The following is an 18,235-nucleotide window of genomic DNA, read 5'->3' as shown; positions in this document are numbered from 1 at the left end:
TCCCAGATCCCTGCTTAACTGACGTGCAGATAACCCCTTTTTCGCATTCAGCATTAATGAAATAGCCAAAAACCATTGCGGCAAAGGAAGTTTGGTGCCCTCGAAAACAGTGCCGACCAAAACGCTATAGCTGCGGTTACAGCTATTGCAAATATGCCGTTGGCTTTCCTGGCGCTTGCTGCTCCGTTTGCTGTTGCAATACGGGCATTCTGGCAATCCTTGCCATCTTAATCCTTCAAGATAGTCTATGCAACTGGACTGATCTGGAAAACGCTTAATCGTCTCTATGATATTCATTATCATAAATATACAAATTATTCCTGCCTTTTCATGGGCTATTACTCTCTCAAGAGGGAATTTCCAAATCTTCTATTCAATCCCCACATAAATTGACGGCTATACCCAAGCAGGGGATAAACCATTTTTATGATGATCAAAATCGTTTGTTCATCATTCCCCCGGATCAATATCCGGGATTTTGTGAGTATAACCCAGGTGCCGCATCCAGTTGTGTTTGCGGTACAGGGTAGATAACATAATTAGCAATAACCGGCTTGATAGCTTTCTGGGCATCTTCTTTGGCGATCCAGCTATTCATAATGGTTAAGAGGTTGCCGCTTCTTTGCAGATCGAACCAGCGTGAGCCTTCATCTGCAAATTCTCTGCGGCGTTCATCAAACAGTTGAGCAAGCGTTACACCTGCCACGGATGGCAACCCGGCACGTGTGCGCACCTGGTTAACAATAGCATCCACATCAGCCTGCGAGCCTCCGGTTGCACCGTTCAATATACACTCGGCCTTAAGCATCAAAACATCAGTGTACCTGATAGCGATAAAGTTGATGCCCCAGTCAAACCTACTGGCAGTTGGAATCTTTGTTATATCAAGCCATTTTTTAAAGAACGGGCGGTTTTCTGTACTTCCAGCATTTGTATAGCCTGCGGTGTAGATACTAAAAGCCTTGCGTGTATCGGCAGCGTCATAGCTGTTTGCCAGATCATTTGATACCGGGATAATCTCCAGGCTTCCGTTTGATTTGGTATCCTTGATAGATAAAAAATAAGCGCTTGGTGCAAGCGTCCATGGGTATGAGGCGCCGTAAAGATCACTTGTACCGCTGATACCGCTGGTATACATCACATCAAAAATGGCCTCTTTATTAACTGCAGGGCTTTGATTAGCATATGAAAATATATTGCTGTAAGTAGACTCAAAAGCGAACTTACCACTACTGATAATATCCTGCAACAAAGGCAAAGCTAAATTCCATTCGTTTGATCCGGTTCCCGGCCCTTCAATACCATAATTTGGCGCGGATTTAGCCATATACACCTGTGCCAGCAAGGCTTCCGCTGCATATTTGGTAGCGCGACCTACGTCTACCCCGGTATACGTGGTAGGTAAGTTAGCTATGGCCGATTGCAGATCGGCTATAATCAGTTTGTAAACATCAGCTACAGAACTGCGGCCGATAGAATTAGCTTCAGGCGCAGTAACCGGGTGGTCAATGATTGGAAGCTTGCCGAAATACCTAAGCAGATCGAAGTAATAAAATGCCCGCAGAAACTTAGCTTCGGCCTGTAACCTGGTTGCTAATGAAGCCGAACCTACGTAGCTGCCATTTTTGGCAATCTGGTCAAGCAGGGTATTAGCCCTGAAAATACCGTTAAAGTCGGTGCCCCAGGCTTCGGTAACGTAAGCGTTTGCTGCTAATGAGGGAGAAAAATCATTTACCGGGTCCCAGTCACGTACGGTAACTGAAACACCGTAAATATTATCCGAACGGATTTCAGACATGTTGGCTAACCGTACCGGGTAATTGTGCAGATCGGCATAAATAGCGTTTGTTGCTTGCAAAAAATCGCTTGGCGATTTATAAAAAGTTGCTGTTGTTGAGCTGGATATTGGTACCTGGTTTAAATCCTTATTACAGGAAGCCATTAAAATAACAGCTGATATGGTTGATAGAAAAAATATCTTTTTCATTTTAATTGGTTGAAATAATTAAAAAGTAACATTTAAGCCGAAAATCAATGATTTAGCCAGCGGCAAGCCTCCGTAATCCCCTGCTTCGGGATAGTTACTGTCCGAACTGATGGCTGTGTTTTGCGCCTCCGGGTTGAAACCTCCATAATATTTGTCATGCCCGAAGAAGTTTTCGGCCGTAACATACAAGCGAGCTGCTCCTAAAACTTTGGTTTTAAAGATATTTTTAAGATCGTACCCTAATGTGATATTTCTAACCCTCACATAATCTGAAGAGTATAACCAATCGGTATTGGCTACGAAACCGAATGTAGAGTAAGCTTTACTAACCCTACCCGCTCCCTGATTTTCGGGCGATCTCCAGCGGTTATCATAAAACGCAGGAGCATTATCGGTAAAGCCCTGGCCGGTACGAGTTATAGCCCTGCCCAGCAGTGAATAAACAGATCCGCCATTTTGGCCCTGAACTAAAACAGTAAAGTCGAAACCTTTCCAGCGCACGGTATTGGTAATACCCCAGGTGTAATTAGGGCTGGGGTGGCCAACAATTTGTTTATCGGCTTCGGTTATCACACCATCGCCGTTCAGGTCCTGATATTTCGGGTCACCAACGGTTTCACCCGTGCCGTAGGTTGCCACGTGGTTATCAATATCGGCCTGTGTAAGGAAACCTATCTGCCTTACTACATAGATACTGTTTATTGGCTGGCCTACGCGCAAAATAGCGTCTGAAACATCAAAGGAGTTTGGAATAATAATTTGTTTCTGATTACCGTAAAGGCTTACGATTTTATTTTTGTAATGACTGATATTAATTGATGTGCTCCATTGAACTTTGCCAACCAAATTACGACTTGTCAATTCCAGCTCCTGACCAATGTTACGCACTGAACCTGCATTGCGCAGCTGGCTGCTGAAACCGGTAGATTGCAGGATAGGTACATTCAGCAACAAGTCGGTATTTAGTTTGTTATAGTAATCAAATGAACCGGTTAAACGATTGCTGAAAAACCCGAAGTCGAGGCCCACATCATAAGTTTGTGATTTTTCCCATTTGATATCTGGGTTTGGTAAGTTACTTGGTGCCTGCCCGATGGCTAAAGCCTGAGGTGAACCCAAAACATATCCATATGAACCTATTTGCGAAATACTTCCATAATCGGCAATGCTGTTATTACCATTTACGCCATAACTAAAGCGTAGTTTCAAGTCGCTTACCGCAGACAGTCTTTTCATAAAATCTTCCTGTATGATACGCCAGCCTACAGATGCTGAGGGGAAAATACCGTATTTGGTATTGCCGCCAAATCTTGAGGAACCGTCTTCACGCAAGCTTGCGGATAACAGATACTTGTTCTTATATGCATATTGCGCGCGGCTAAAGTAGGATACCAACACACTTTTGGTGCTGGAGGTACTGCCTGTTACCGCTGCGGCAGCATTTAAAGTTTGGATAACGCTGCTGGTATAACCGCCAACTGATGATAATGAAGACTGATCTAAACGATCGGTATTGTAAGACTGGCCTAACAATATACTCAGACTGTGATTTGCGTGAATAGTGGTATTATAAGTCAGCGTGTTTTCATTAACAAAGGTTTGCCTTTTAAAGGTGCTGTATGATCCTGAAGTATTAGCTGTTAAATTAGGATTTTTAGCAGCATCAAACGTTCTGGAAGCAAGATTACCGGCTATGGTATACGGTGTGTAGCTATTAGTGGCATTGTCAACATTATCAAGATTCAATGAGCTTCTTAACGTCAACCCTTTTATAATTTCGTATTCGGCAAATATGCTGCCCAGTGTGCGGTATTTTTTGGTTTGCCCTACCTTGTTCTCCAATTTAGCTATGGGGCTGTTTGGTGAATTACCCCAGGTGTATTGTCCGTTCTTAAACGCGTTGGGATATAAACCTACCGTATCTTCCTGAATAGGACTATAGCTTATGGCCTGGTGAAAAATATTGTCTTTCCCTTCTACACCAGGGTCCTGCGAAATTGAATAAGTGGGTGCAATGTTTAAACCTAATTTCAGGTTTTTGGCAATACGAGCTTCCACATTGGCCCTGGCCGAGTAGGCTTTATAACCCAGGCCTTTCACAAAACCATCCTGGTTGGCGTAGTTGCCCGAAATAAAATAATTTACAAATTCATTGCCACCGCTTGCGCTCAATGCCTGGTTTTGCATAGCTCCTTTCTGCTCAATCGCTTTCTGCCAGTCTATATACTGCAGCCCGGGATGGCCCGGCATGGCCCATCTAGGATCGAGCATATAGGCTGAGCTAAAGGCACCGCCATTCATCGCCTGGCGTGTTGCATTATCGTCACTGGCAGTTGCTCCTTTTGCGCCATATTTGAGCACATAGGCAGCATTGATCATTTCGGTAGCCCTGTCAATCCATTGGTCGCCGTTAAGCATGGGCAAATATTTGGCGGCAGCATTGTAACCGTAGTAAGCACTATAGCTAATTTTAGCCTTGCCCGATTTTCCTTTTTTAGTGGTGATCAATACAACGCCGTTTGACGCCCTTGAGCCGTAGATAGCCGCCGCTGCTGCATCCTTTAAAACCTGGATATCTTCAATATCATTTGGGTTGATATTATCAAGCGGATTTCCTGAGCCAAAGCTACCACCGCTGCCTATTGCCGATACAGACAAAGGAAAGCCATCTATTACATACAAAGGCTCATTACCGGCACTTATGGAGCCGCTGCCGCGCACGTTAACACTAAATGCTTTACCCGGCACACCCGTTGTTTGCTTAACAGTTACACCTGCCATTTGGCCTACCAAGGCCTGGTCAACACGGGTTATAGCCCGCTCGTTCAGGTTATCGGCCTTGAAGGTAGCCTGAGATCCGGTAACATTAGCCCGTTTTTGAGCGCCGTAGCCGATTACTACCACTTCGTTCAATTGCGATTCAGTTTCCGTTAAACTAACATTGATGGTATTGTTTGTGCCTACGGTAACTTCTTTAGCATCAAAACCGATTGATTTAAATATTAAAACCTGCCCTGCGGAAGCCTTAATGGAGTATTTTCCGTCAATATCAGACGTGGTACCTGATTTCGTGCCTTTTATTTGCACGGAAGCAGCCGAAACCGGCTGGTGCTTACTATCTGTAATAGTACCCGTAATGCTAAGCTTTTGTGCCAACGCACTGTTTGCCCCTGCCACATTAAAGAGCAGCAACAGCAATAGCATTTTACAAGAATAAATAAAAATTCTTTTCATAAAATCAAATTAAGGGGTTTACTGTTTGGTACAGTTTGGGTTATAATTGTATAAACGAACATAAAAGTTAATTTCAATAATACCATCCTGTAGTATCCTGCTCCGATACATCAAAAACACAAAAAAAGGTAGCCAACATGACCACCTTTTTGAAATTAACCCTTAAATAATTACCTAACAAACAACGGCTTAACCGGTTCAAGTGTTACCGGCCCAATCAAACCGGAAGGCTTTGGTTCCCAGTTTATCGTGGTAAAAAGCCCATCAGGCCCTTTAGAACCAGGACTATGTGATTGAAAATTGGTATTATAAAATATCCGGTAAGGCATATGCTTCTTATCCATATCAATGATCCGGTTAACCATGAGGTTAGCTACCCTCACTTGCAACTGATTAACTGTCCTTAACTGTGCTGAAGGTATAGTAACCACATACTGCGGACCAATAAGTGTTGCCAGTTTTCTACCATTTAAATAAACCTCGGCACTTTCATTAACTTTTCCCAGGTCAAGCTTCCAAACAGCGGCATTTTGTACCGGCTTTTTAAAGATGATATTATAACTACCTGTTCCGGAAAAAGCTTTAAGGTCATCACCACCTAAATCTGTCCATGATTTGAGCGCTGCGGTTTTTATTGGCTGAGGTAATGTCGGACCACCTTCGGTAAAGCTCAGTGTCCACGTACCGTTAACAGGCACCTTGTTACCTGCAACCTGATAATAGAGATACGCTGCTATTTGAGTTTTTACAGGCAGGGTTTGTAAAATACAGCTTTGCCCCGGCGATAATTGCAGATAAACGCCGGTTTTACCATCGGCCTGCTTCCGGCTTTTTGCGAGTCCGTAGTTTTTTGTCATCGGATCAAATACTACTACTGATGCAGCACTAACAGATAGATCAACCCAACCATTAACCTGGTTACCGCCGCTATTTGTTATAAAGTAGCTGTTGCCATTTTCATAAGTACGGCGTACAAATTGCAGCCCTTTATCGGTCATTTGTTCCCTGTTTATTCCCGCCGCGTCCAGCAACGGAGCAATATCATCTGCTATTAAAAAACGGCCTTTGCCAACTTTGGCAATTTTAACACCATTATTTTCAGCAGTAAAATTAAGCCCGGCAAGCAGTGTTTTAAATGCTTTTTCGCGTTCCTGCAACCCGGAATATCCCGGAACACCCGATGGAAGATTTTTATACACCACAATTGTTGCCCCGGTCTTTGCCAGATCCACCATTTTATTAAAGGTTTCGAGCGGGATATATTTATTATCAGGCAAAAGGATAGTCTTATAATTAAGACCGCCGGTAAGCAAATGACTACCGGAGGTTTGTAAATCCATTATTTGCTTATCTGATATAAAATCAAACGTGTAGCCCTTTTTAAGCATTTCTTCGGCAGAGGATTCAAAGCCTGTCCCCTTAAAATCGGGTTTCATGGCATCATAATGCTTAAGCAAGCCCCTATCCCCCGGCTCGGAAAAGCTATCAAATAACGGGTAATAAACCAATATATCATTATTGGGCTTTCCTTGCTGCAAAAACGACTGACAATTAGTTATGTATTGATTTAAAGTTGAGAAATCATTCCAGAACGGGTTAGTTTGATTAAAGTGAACTGCAGCATAAAATAACCATCCCGGCCATTGGGCATTTTGAGGCGAGTAACTGATGCCGTGATAGAAAATATGGTTTACGCCTCCTACAAAATATTTATCGATAGCCTGTTTCACATCTCCCAGCGACGATAGAAAATGATCATTAAGCCATGTTGCCGACTCGGACGATGCAAGAGGTTTTCCCATTACATGTGCTGCCGATGTGGCAAATTTAAACCGCAACACATCATCGCCCTCTGTTTCGGGAATATCAATAGCAGCATACAGATCCAGTATATTTGATGGGGAACCGTGTGATTGATTGCGGATTAAAGCGCCCCTGGTTTTGGCCCAGTCATGCCATGGTTTGGTAAAATCATCAAGCAACAGGTCGGATATGGTTTGGCGATAGTCGCATAGTATGCGGCTATTATTTTCCTTATTATCATTACCTAATAAAGCCGGCAAGTGATCGCGCAGATCGTACCCGCGGCGTTTAATAAATTCGTCAAAAAACAGCGGGGTAAAGTTCGATTGCCCGCGGGCATCATCCACTTCGTACGAGTCATTAAAATATGCCCTGATCCCGCTTAAATCCTGCCCTTTAAATGCCTGATCAAACCGGGCAAGGTAATGATTAAGTGCCGGCTTGGAAAAATGATCGATAACATAACCCTCACCTCCGGGAGCCGCACGCTCAACCATCTTACCATGCCAACCCTGGAAAAGTGCGTACAGCTTCCATTCGCCGGCGGGTGCTGTCCAGTTAAGTTTGCCGGCTGCATCAACTTTATCGGTAAGGTTCAATACCTGCCCCTTGTCATCATAACCCATTAAAACCGTTAAAGGAATCCGTTTCTCAAACCTTACCTGGTCAAGGGCCATTAACTGGAGGTTTTTATTGCTGCTAATGGGTTCAACCAAATCTGTAATCTTCGGAGCCTGGCCGTCGGCCCTCACCAGGGGCTGCTGTACGAATACCACAGGTTCACTCAGTTTTTCGCCACCTTTAACATCGTAATTTTTCCAAAATAGTTCTTTACTGGCATCTTCGTTGCTAACCCAGGGACCGCCAAAAGGCCAACCTGTAGCATTGGCCAAATCAATACCCATATTTAGCCTTTTTGCCTCGGTTAGCGTGTACTTTAACATATCCACCCATTGCGGCGACAGGTATTGAATAAACTCATCTTCATGCCCTTTCACTCCATAAATCGGCGTTACCTCCAATCCACCCAAACCGGCATTATGGTAGCTTTCCATGTTCCAGGTAAGGTCTTTTTTATTTACAGCGCTGCCTTCCCACCACCAGCGGGCCCAGGGTTTGGTTTGTTCGGTGGTTGCAGGCCAGCCAATTTGTGCAGATGCGGTTTGAGTACCTGCTAACAGTGCAAATACAAGGGCTATTTTTATATTATTTTTAATGAATGACATCTGTTTAAAATTATTGATGTTTGGCAATTTCCACGGCGTAAACACCTTCGTGACCTTCAAAGTTGGCCCTGAAGATAACCCATTTTTCATCGGGCGAAAAATGCACATTAGGCTCCAGGTGATAATTATGATGTTTCATATTTACCAGTTTTTCTGATTTAAAATGATCGCCGTTAGGCTTAAACAAATAGATCCACATACCATCGGGTGCTTTGGCTACCTGTCCGGAATTGCCTCCGTCGCCGGCAAATGTTTGCTCGTCTTTAGTTACATTAAAGTGGATCGACCATTCGTTCCTGTCCATTTGATAAACGCGGTCTTCTTTTCCTGTTTTCATATTAATGCCTGCCAGAAAAAATGTTTGCCCCTTGGGTTTCTGCAAATCAAACCACTCGGTATTACCCAGCGGTGAAAAAAACTCGTGGCCTGCTATTTCATTTACCATGGTACGTTTATGCAACAGCTTGTTTTCGCCGGTTTTTATATTGATGTTCCAGATCCGGTCCACCTTCTCCCAGGGGCCTTCATGGCAATAGGAAAGGTTATCAGGATCTGTAGGCGAAAAAAGCAGGTGATTTGTCCATTCGTTTTCCTGGTGTATTTGTTTCAATGTTTTATGTTTAACATCGAGCACGTATAAGGTATGTTGGATATGGGCATCATAGATCCTGTTAAAGAAATCATGCTTTTCGGGATATTTTGCAAGTATTTCACGCTCCTGCTCACCGGTAGCTTTAACAGAGGCCATATAGGTTCCATCGGCATTTACAGTACCTACCCTTCCTTTAAAGTCGGGAAAAAAGGCGTAAATGAACCTTGTTTTATGGGTGTTAACATTTACGGCGAATATACTGTCGGCACTTTGGTAAAACGCTTCACGGGTTTTGGCGCAAACCATCTCGCCGGATACTTTCGACCTGTTTGTTAACTGCTCTATTTTCTGAGTTTTTAAATTAACCGTAAATAGCTGCTCCCCCTTGTCCGTTTTACCATAAAATACCATTAGGTCGCCTTCATTCTTTATTTGAGGAACAAAAGGTGTATTGTTGAAGTAAAAACTACCATTGTCATTTTCGCGGTTCACCAGGCGGATTACCTTATGACTTGTTTCACTATCAATCCACTGTGCGGGCATAGGTTTGGCGCCACCTGTTTCCATTACCTTCTGGGCTTTTACAGCGGTCATGCCTGCTTGTAAAACAACAAGCGTTAATACAGCCAGTTTTTTACTCATTATCATTTTTATTAAAATTTATATGCTCCGACGTTCATACCGCCAATTAATTTCCATCAGGTTTTACAGTGCTGTTTTTAGGACTCGCTGGCAAGCTGAATGTTTCTGCCGGATCAGGATGAGCGGAATCAAAAGGCGACGCATCAATAATATACTGCTCAATACCCAAATGATTGCTCCTGATGCCTTCTATAATGCATTTTGCAAGTTCATAAGCACCATAACTGTTAAAATGCGTGTTATCAGCCAAATCTTTCGGCTGGTTTGGGAACGAGTTTGCAGGATACCAAACAAAGGCTTTTTTTGACCCTTCGTTACCTAATGCCTCATAAAATTTAGCAGACATCGCATTAAGATCAATCAAAGGCACATGCAGTTCTGTAGCAACTTTTCTGGCTGCATCGGGATAATCGCCAAGGGTATTTACCACTTTATTGCTGTCATTAAAAGCCCGGCGACTGGTAGAGGTTATGATTACCGGAATGGCTTTTTTCTGGCGAGCTTTATTGATAAACAGCTTAAAACGTTCTGTATATGATTTATAGGCGCCATCCTCCGGCCCTTTTTCTTTTTGATCGTTATGGCCGAACTCTATAAACAGATAATCGCCCGGCTTAATTACACTCAGCACTTTATCTAAACGATGACTATTTAAAAAACTACCCAAACTAAGTCCTGATTCGGCATGATCGGCAATGGCCACACCCGGTTTGAAAAACCGGGGGATCATTTGGCCCCAGGAACACCATGGCTCATCATCCTGATCAACTACGGTTGAATTTCCGGCCAGATAAAGGGTTACCTGGTCATCTACCTTTTCTATCTCCAGCGCATCAACACAGGGCCTTGTACCGTTAAATTCAAGACTAAGCTTATTGTCCCAATCGTATTTACCCAACTCGCGGGGCTTAAGCGCTACTTTACCGCCCGTACTTATTTCCGGCTTACGGATGTTTACGATGAAGCTTAACTTTTTAACCGAATTATTGGTCGTTACTTTTTCCAGCATCAACCTCCGCGATTCAGCTCGTACCGTAATATCACCACTACCTTTGACGTCGCCAACCGTTAAGGTAACCTTATAATTACCCTCAGGCACATTTACTGAGAGATAAAAAGGCTTATCAGCGGTTATATAATCATCTGTAAGTTTATTCCCCTCGCCGCGCGTTATTGCCTTTACTTCCTGGCCAAAATCAAATCCATAGCCTTTAAGCTCGCTAAAGATATCATCAGGACTTACTTTTTGATAACCCGCTGCAGCTTTTCCATTACCAAAGTCAAACTTAAAGCTGGTTTTAACCGCCTGTGCAAAAAGTGGCGCAGGCAAAATAAGCCGAAGCGAGACGCCAATAGCGCAAAACAAGATCTTGTAAGGCAGCTTGATCATTATGGATAGTATTTATCTGGTTATTTGCAGGCTAACACGAGCCCTGGTTTATAATAGATAAAGTTATGGCATGTTCATACCAACAGCGTCCTGCACCATCCTGATTGAAGGCCCTCTTATTGTAACAAATTCATCACTTTATTTATTTTGGCTGCTTATTAAGCTTCCCCGGCTTACACACGCAAAAGGTGGGAGTCTTATCAAACCTAATTTGATTAACTTTAAGTTTTTGCCAGTAGCCAGTTCAATAGTTATGAAGTCTTCACGATTTTTAGAATACATTTATATTGATTATTATTCATCTACCCCTAAATACATCCAGTTAGCTAACTCGATCATCAAAAGTGTTCGTGAAGGGAAATTAATCATTAACGAAACGCTGCCATCCATTAATGAGTTAAACTGCAACTTTGAAATATCACGTGACACCGCCGAAAAGGCTTATAAACACCTGAAATCAATCGGCCTGCTTGGCTCGGTACCTGGCAAGGGGTATTACATCAAAAACACCGAGGCGGGGCAGCAATTTAAAGTTTTTTTAATATTTAATAAACTAAGCACCCATAAAAAGCTGGTTTATGATGCCATAGTTGATGGTCTTGGGCATGAAGCCGCTATCGACTTTTATATATACAATAACGACTTCGAATTTTTTAAAAAACTACTTCAAAATAATAGCAACGATTATACTCATTATGTGATCCTGCCGCACTTTATGCACGGCGGCGAAAACGTTCACGATATTATCAATACCCTGCCCAAAGAGAAACTGATCATACTTGATAAATTAGTGCCAGGGATAAAAGGCGATTTTGCTGCCGTGTACGAGAATTTTGAAAAAGACATTTTCCAGGCCCTGGAGGAAGCCCTGCCGCAATTAAGAAAGTATCACACCCTAAAGATTATATTTCCTGAATACACTTATTTTCCAGGCGAGATTTTGAAAGGCTTTTTCAGTTTCTGTATCCAATATGCATTTACCTACAAAGTAGTTCATGACATACAAGGCGAACCCATACATGAAGGAGATGTATTCATTAACCTGATGGAAAACGACCTTGTGGTTTTGATTGAAAGGATCCTGGCTACGGAGTTAAAAATAGGTAAAGATGTTGGCGTGATATCATACAATGAAACCCCGTTAAAAAAAATCATCCTCAATGGCTTAACCACTATATCCACAGATTTTGAACAAATGGGAAAAATGACCGCGGAGATTATTAAAAATGGTTCTACCGGCCGTTACGAGGTGCCTTTTTACCTTACACTCAGAGCATCGTTATAGCGATTTTCGGATAATTATTTTAAAAGCGTTTTTAATAACCGCGGCTTTGTTTTGCAACATTAGCTCAGCTGCTTTTCTGCCCATTTCTTCAAAATCACTGGTAATAACGGTAATATCCAATAATTCTTTAAACACGGTTTCATTAAAAGATATGATCCCTATATCTTTCCCTAATTCATATCCACTTGCTCTGGCGCCTTTAATCAGATCGGCCAGGTCATTTTCGGTCAATGCAATATAAAGGGTGCTTTTTTTGAGATCGTCTGTTTTAAAAGCGTCTATTACTTCAAACTTTTTGTTTTTCTCTTCACAAAACTGCATTATTCCATCTTTAATTTCGGGCGGATGGTGGCGGTCTACAGGATATATGATAATTAATTTTTTGTATTTGGCAATCAGATCGGTGACTACATTTAATGCCCCGTAGATATCGTTGCGAAAATCCTGGAATACAGCCGACTGCCTGGTTAATTTGGGCAAATCTTTATCCAGCAATATCAACTGATCAACCGGGATCTTCTTTAAAATGGTTAAATATTCCTGCTCGTTACTATAATCAAAAAAATGCGGCATTACCACATAATAATGATAATTGCCCAAATTTGAATCTATACTTTCCTCGAGCAAAGCGGGATTATAATGATGAATATGAAGATCGACCCTGGCTTTATCACCCAGGGTGCGTACGATGGTATCATAAACCGTTTTCTTATAAGAGCTTAACTTATTAAACAACAAAAGTACCTTGATCCGCACATCGGGCTTACCGACTACAAAATAACCCTTTCCGGAAACCGAACGGATATAGCCATTGCTCTTAAGTATCGTGTAAGCCTTTTCAATGGTGTCCCTTGCTACACCGTGTTGCTTGCTGTATGTATTTATTGATAGCAGCTTTTCATTTTTCCGGTAAACACCTTTGTCAATATTCTTACTGATTGATCCGACAATTTGCTGTACGAGGGATTTCACCCCGTAATTAGCTCTTTGCTTTGTTTGCATTATGCTTGTTTAATTGGTTTACAACGGCCGTTAAACATAGTTTAAATTTATCAAAGCCGTTATAAGCAATGAAAATATAAAATATGTTATTAAATTAAAATATTGGGGTTATAGGCAGCATCGGTATTTTTTATCAGCTACTTTAAGGCTCCACCTCTAATAAAATAAATCTATGTTTAATATGACCATTTAATAATTTAAGCGTCGCACAAAAACGATAAAACTACCTAACAGGCACAAAAAGCACTGCATCAGCCACAATTACGCCATCTGCGTTTTTATTCGAAATTTCTACATATACCTTATTTTCTTCTGAAAAGTTATATAGCCCCAGTGGAAGCCACTCACCTGAAGTTTGGCCTTCTACCTGCAAATCAGACTGGTTGATTATCTTTTCTGTGGCCTTCTCACCATCGTAAATAGTAATGTAAGTTTTTGCTGCCGGATTCATAACCTTGGGGAAATAGGTATAAACATGGTAAGCACCTTTTTTTAATTTTTCCGGAATAAATCTTACCGATTTCGCAGTTTCTGCTTTTGAGTTATCAGTGAGATAGGTTGGCCCATAACCGCCTGATTTTTCAGTTTTCCAATTGCCTGTTATGTGACTGTCCTCATTGTCAACCAGTACTTCGGGCATACTTCCGTCTGCAAGAGGGTCTGTCCTGAGCAAGCTTTGTACTTCTTTTACATTAACCTGCTGTATTGCTATTTTTTTATCAATAGCCTGGCATGCCGCCACAGCCGAAGATTGGCCTAATACCATGAATACCGGCTCCATCCTGATTGATCCGTAAGCTATATGACTTGCAGATAAGCATACCGGGACAAATAAATTAGCGGCTTCCTTTTGCTTTGGGACTATTGCCCTGTACGAAACAGCGTATGGCGCAAAACCATGTACCTGAACATCCCCCTCATTTTTCACCACGCCATTCACTACCAGCCTTTCGCAATTATGCGAATCCATACCATATGCGGCCATTCCTACTCCATCTTCTACCTGTTCTTTTCCCTGGCAATGATGCTGGGTCATAACCAGTTCACCAATCATTCGGCGGGCTTCCCTGATATAAAGCTGCGGTGTCCAGTTCCCGTTATCCGTATATTCATCTTTAGGGTAGCCCCATTGTTTCATTTCGTCCCTGATATTTCCGGGTATGCGGGTGTCATTGCCGATAAAATAAAAGAAGCCTTTGGTATAATCTTCATGCTCCTTCCAAATTTTTGTCCTCGTATTATAATCAGCCTCCGGATATTCCCAGTTCATCCCGATCATATCCGTCGAGAAACCTCCGTTATTATTGATATCCGTTTTGCCATTAGGCATTTTACTTATAAAAAAAACATCGGAGCATGATTTCCAGGGTTGTTTCTCCTTTAAACGCAGCAGTAACTCATACTTTTTGGGATCATAATTTTCGGGTTTTGAAATTGGGATCCGGTTTTCGGGCACATTGGTTAACGTGATACGAAAATTGTATGCCTGCACTTTTTTATCTCCTGCACCATTTGCTTGTAATACTTCCTTACTTATACCCCACAACAAACCGCTTTTCGCGTCGCCCGGCACTTTATAGGGATCAATATTATCCGGAAACTGGTGTTTATCCAGCAACTCCACTCCGTTTATAGTTTCATCATACTGGCTGTTAGCTTCTCTTCCTACAGTATAAGAAACACCCGAGCGGGCCATCAGGTCCCCTTCATAAGTACAATCAATAAATACCTTAGCTCGAATAGTCTTATTGGTAGCAGTCGAGGGCTTATAGCTGTCCTCTACTATAATTTCCTTTAGCTGATTTTCTTCCTTTTTCACTTTTATAAGCCTGTTCCGGAATAAAACAGGAAAGCCAGCTCTTTTTACATAATCGTTAAAAATGCCCTCCGCTACCTTTGGCTCAAATATCCATTGTTCAAATTTCCCATAATGCGTACCTATACGGCGGTAAAAATCCCGTGCTAAACCTGTCACCACATATTTGTTCCCAATATCCGTATAGCCAAGACCTCCCGAACTCATACCACCCAAATGCTTTCCCGGCTCTATCAAAATCACCGTTTTCCCAATCTTTTTTGCCGTATACGCAGCAATTACGCCTGCGGAGGTTCCGCCATATACACAAATATCAGCCGTAATTAATTTGCTGCTTTGCGCATTTACCGAAACCCCGGCCATAAAACAGGTAGTTATGATTGCAAGGATGATCACTTTAATATTTTTCATGATTGCTTATTAAACATTACATTTTTAGAAAAAGATATGCCAGTAAATCTTAAGGGATAGGTAGTTAAGACTTGTAAATTTTAATTATTTAATTTTAAGCCTAATATCTGACAATTAAAAAAAATATATAAATGTTTTCAGATTACGCCGGGGAGCTTAAATGATGGCGTATAGGTTTCGGAAGTTTGCTGTGATGAGTTGCCAATTCCTGCGCCGGTTAACTCAGTTGAACTGGTAGTGTATATAAATACTTTTCGCGTATTTATTGATCACCCAATAGTCAGGGTCATCAAGGGTATTTGCTAAACAGGCTGGTATCATGCCTGTAATGGAAAAGCCTTAGCAATGCTTTGGCAAATAATAAAACAAGTACGGGAATGCTGAATGCAATTACCCTAAACCATCCTATTTTTTTGCTGGAGAGTTACTGAGGCTTTAAATATTTATTTGGTAGCGGCATTTACTTCGGGAAACCAAACGGTCATTTCGCCTTTACCACGGTTTGCCCATGAATAATAAGGGATGGCCGTAAGCTCTACCTTTTTAGCAGCTTCGCCTTTTGTTTTACTCAGGATCTCTCCTTTTAAAACAGTTATGCCATTTAACAGGTTGGGTTCGGTTACAGGTTTAAAAGCTGCGTTTGCAGGGATTGCTAAATTGCTCACCGTTCCGCCGTTATCTTTCCACTCGGCGCAGTATATAATCGGGCCGCGTTGAAGGGCTGTTTTACCTTTATCATCAACCAATGCTTTATTGGCAATAACCTTTTTAACTTCCATCGGCAGGTTTAATTGGATGTTATCACCTTTTTTCCATTGCCTGTTAATTACAGCGTAGCCATTTTCAACTTTATAAGCAACAGCTTTGCCGTTTAGTTTCAGGCTGATTTTTGCGGCTGATTTATTTTGGAAAGCATACAGATCAGACGGGATCGCCTCTACCCTTGCCCAGCCCGGGATCCGGATGTGCATGGCAAAATTAGTTGGAGTTTCCGGTGTCACAGCAAACGACAGTGCACCATTCCACGGGTAATTATTGCTTTGAACAATGCTCACTTTTTTATTACCTATCTCCATATTGGCTGTGCCGGCAATAAACAGGTTTACAAATACATTATTATCCTTTTGGGCATACATATAGCCTGACAATGAGGGCAGGAAACGCGCCATATTGGTTGGGCAGCATGAGCACTCAAACCAGCCGGAACGCTCGGGCTCAAGTTCATGATGTGTAACCCCATTGGTTACCTGCATGGCGTTGGTGTAGAAGAATGTCTTACCATCCAGCCCAACACCCGAAATTAACCCGTTGTACAAAACTTTTTCCATCACATCAATATATTTCGACTCGCCGTGCAGCAGAAACATCCTCTGGTTCCAGAACACATCACCTATTGCCGCACAGGTTTCATTATAAGCGGTAGTATTTGGCAGCTCATAATCGGCTCCGAAACGTTCACCGCCCGGTACAGCTCCGATGCCGCCCTGCACATAGATTTTTTTTCCAACCATGTTGTTCCAGATCTTATCAATGGCGGCAATGTATTCCTTATCGCCGGTTAAAGCGGCAACATCGGCCATGCCCGAGTACAGGTACATTGCCCTTACGGCGTGGCCCTCAGCATCTTCCTGGGCTATAACAGGTTCATTATCCTGCCAGTACATCCCGTTCTTCCATTCGTCGGTACTGGTTTTATCATAGGTGCGATGCCCTCTTTCGTCAATAAAAAATTTAGCAAGATCGAGATATTCTTTTTTGCCGGTGATGCGGTACAGGCGTACCAGGCCCATTTCCACAATTTCGTGGCCGGGCGCTACATGCCTTTTACCCGGCCCGAAGGTTTTAATCAGCAGATCGGCATTTTTAAGCGCAATATCTAAAAAGTTGCGCTTGTTGGTAGCCAGGTAATGTGCGGCCGCGGCCTCAAACATGTGTCCGGAGTTATACAGCTCGTGGCTCAGCTCGTTCTCTTTTACCCAACGCTCCGGGCCCGACCATGCGTGCGGATGCAATGGGTCAATAGTACGGGCGGTATAAAGATATCCGTCCGGCTCCTGCGCTTTTCCTACTATCGTGATCAATGAATCGACATAAGCATCCAACTTTGTATCAGGATGAACGGCCATCGAGTAAGATGCCCCTTCAATGGTTTTATAAATATCCGTATCATCAAAAGGAAACTTAGTACAAAACTTACCGCTGCGGGCGGCGGCCATTTCAAAATTTTTAACCCTGCCGGTATTCTCGCACCGGGCAAATGATGCCGGGATGGTGACCGTACGATTGGTTTCAATACGCGAGGTCCAAAACTTATCGTTAAGCTTTACATTGGTAAATGATACCGGCTTAATGGGATAATCCTTGGTTTGCGCATAAGCAATGCCGCAATAAAATGATAATGCAATAAGTAATCTTTTTTTCATCCTGATGATATGTTAGTTCAAAAAAACAATGCAGGTCAACCCACCATCCCGCGCTTTATTTATTTTTATTAGTAACCTACGAGCTTTAGCCAATACCATTTGTAGATTTCTTTAAACGCATCAATATCTCCAGGTTCAAAGAGCCCGGTCAATTGAACATCCGTATGATCATAAAAATTTTTCATTTAAGATAAAATCATCCTTACCGGCATTTCGTACGTACATAATTATAAGCGTACTAAATACATTCAATTGACGAGATAAAATTATTAATTCAGATTGTTGTTTACGCTTATCACATCCCAAGCAGCAATTTTGGCATGGTGTAACTATTTTAGGCTATAACGACGACAAGATAAGAAATAATTTATATTGAAAAACAGAAATAAAAAAATTAATTGTATTTACAACACTAATAAATACA

Annotated in this window: 10 protein-coding genes; 1 reads left to right on the top strand and 9 read right to left on the bottom strand. The window is 42.2% G+C overall.

Annotation, left to right across the window (positions count from 1 at the left end; genetic code table 11):
* The 6 genes from BLS28_RS29460 to BLS28_RS29435 form a co-directional block, all read right to left on the bottom strand.
* Positions 1–297, bottom strand: a 297-nt coding sequence (locus BLS28_RS29460) for a transposase (protein ID WP_176844603.1), incomplete at its 3' end; no start/stop codon positions are given.
* Between the two features lie 166 nt (positions 298–463).
* The gene (locus BLS28_RS29455) at positions 464–1,987 is read right to left on the bottom strand and encodes a RagB/SusD family nutrient uptake outer membrane protein (RefSeq protein ID WP_091176216.1); all 1,524 of its coding nucleotides are present in this window, start codon (positions 1,985–1,987) and stop codon (positions 464–466) included.
* Between the two features lie 18 nt (positions 1,988–2,005).
* Positions 2,006–5,221 (bottom strand): SusC/RagA family TonB-linked outer membrane protein, encoded by a 3,216-nt coding sequence (locus BLS28_RS29450; protein ID WP_091176213.1) that lies wholly within the window; start codon positions 5,219–5,221, stop codon positions 2,006–2,008.
* Between the two features lie 170 nt (positions 5,222–5,391).
* Positions 5,392–8,250: a glycosyl hydrolase gene (locus tag BLS28_RS29445; protein ID WP_091176228.1), complete on the bottom strand. Its 2,859-nt coding sequence runs from the start codon at positions 8,248–8,250 to the stop codon at positions 5,392–5,394.
* Between the two features lie 10 nt (positions 8,251–8,260).
* A complete protein-coding gene (locus tag BLS28_RS29440; RefSeq protein WP_256337580.1) occupies positions 8,261–9,484 on the bottom strand; it encodes an oligogalacturonate lyase family protein in 1,224 nt (407 codons plus the stop codon).
* A gap of 46 nt (positions 9,485–9,530) precedes the next feature.
* A complete protein-coding gene (locus BLS28_RS29435) occupies positions 9,531–10,874 on the bottom strand; it encodes a rhamnogalacturonan acetylesterase (protein ID WP_091176209.1) in 1,344 nt (447 codons plus the stop codon).
* Between the two features lie 253 nt (positions 10,875–11,127).
* On the opposite strand from BLS28_RS29435, the gene BLS28_RS29430 reads away from it, so the two are divergent.
* The gene (locus tag BLS28_RS29430) at positions 11,128–12,159 is read left to right on the top strand and encodes a GntR family transcriptional regulator (RefSeq protein WP_091176226.1); all 1,032 of its coding nucleotides are present in this window, start codon (positions 11,128–11,130) and stop codon (positions 12,157–12,159) included.
* Here BLS28_RS29430 and BLS28_RS29425 read toward each other — a convergent pair.
* The 3 genes from BLS28_RS29425 to BLS28_RS29415 all read right to left on the bottom strand — a co-directional run bounded on the left by BLS28_RS29425 (position 12,154) and on the right by BLS28_RS29415 (position 17,811).
* Positions 12,154–13,161 (bottom strand): GntR family transcriptional regulator, encoded by a 1,008-nt coding sequence (locus tag BLS28_RS29425; protein ID WP_091176206.1) that lies wholly within the window; start codon positions 13,159–13,161, stop codon positions 12,154–12,156. The two genes, BLS28_RS29430 and BLS28_RS29425, sit on opposite strands and share 6 nt — an antisense overlap.
* A 223-nt stretch (positions 13,162–13,384) precedes the next feature.
* Positions 13,385–15,388, bottom strand: coding sequence for an FAD-dependent oxidoreductase (locus tag BLS28_RS29420; protein WP_091176204.1), 2,004 nt, complete (start codon positions 15,386–15,388; stop codon positions 13,385–13,387).
* Between the two features lie 443 nt (positions 15,389–15,831).
* The gene (locus tag BLS28_RS29415; protein WP_091176202.1) at positions 15,832–17,811 is read right to left on the bottom strand and encodes a glycoside hydrolase family 127 protein; all 1,980 of its coding nucleotides are present in this window, start codon (positions 17,809–17,811) and stop codon (positions 15,832–15,834) included.
* Positions 17,812–18,235: the final 424 nt, after the last annotated feature.

Source organism: Mucilaginibacter gossypii (assembly GCF_900100945.1).
In the GTDB taxonomy this organism is placed as follows: Bacteria; Bacteroidota; Bacteroidia; order Sphingobacteriales; family Sphingobacteriaceae; genus Mucilaginibacter; species Mucilaginibacter gossypii.
The sequence above is the reverse complement of the archived record's forward strand: the minus strand, read 5'-3'. Positions and strand labels throughout refer to the sequence as shown.

Coding starts and splice junctions, on each gene's coding strand:
- BLS28_RS29415 (WP_091176202.1), bottom strand. CDS start 17,811: ATGAAAAAAAGATTACTTATTGCATTATCATTTTATTGCGGCATTGCT.
- BLS28_RS29440 (WP_256337580.1), bottom strand. CDS start 9,484: ATGAGTAAAAAACTGGCTGTATTAACGCTTGTTGTTTTACAAGCAGGC.
- BLS28_RS29455 (WP_091176216.1), bottom strand. CDS start 1,987: ATGAAAAAGATATTTTTTCTATCAACCATATCAGCTGTTATTTTAATG.
- BLS28_RS29445 (WP_091176228.1), bottom strand. CDS start 8,250: ATGTCATTCATTAAAAATAATATAAAAATAGCCCTTGTATTTGCACTG.
- BLS28_RS29425 (WP_091176206.1), bottom strand. CDS start 13,161: ATGCAAACAAAGCAAAGAGCTAATTACGGGGTGAAATCCCTCGTACAG.
- BLS28_RS29450 (WP_091176213.1), bottom strand. CDS start 5,221: ATGAAAAGAATTTTTATTTATTCTTGTAAAATGCTATTGCTGTTGCTG.
- BLS28_RS29430 (WP_091176226.1), top strand. CDS start 11,128: ATGAAGTCTTCACGATTTTTAGAATACATTTATATTGATTATTATTCA.
- BLS28_RS29420 (WP_091176204.1), bottom strand. CDS start 15,388: ATGAAAAATATTAAAGTGATCATCCTTGCAATCATAACTACCTGTTTT.
- BLS28_RS29435 (WP_091176209.1), bottom strand. CDS start 10,874: ATGATCAAGCTGCCTTACAAGATCTTGTTTTGCGCTATTGGCGTCTCG.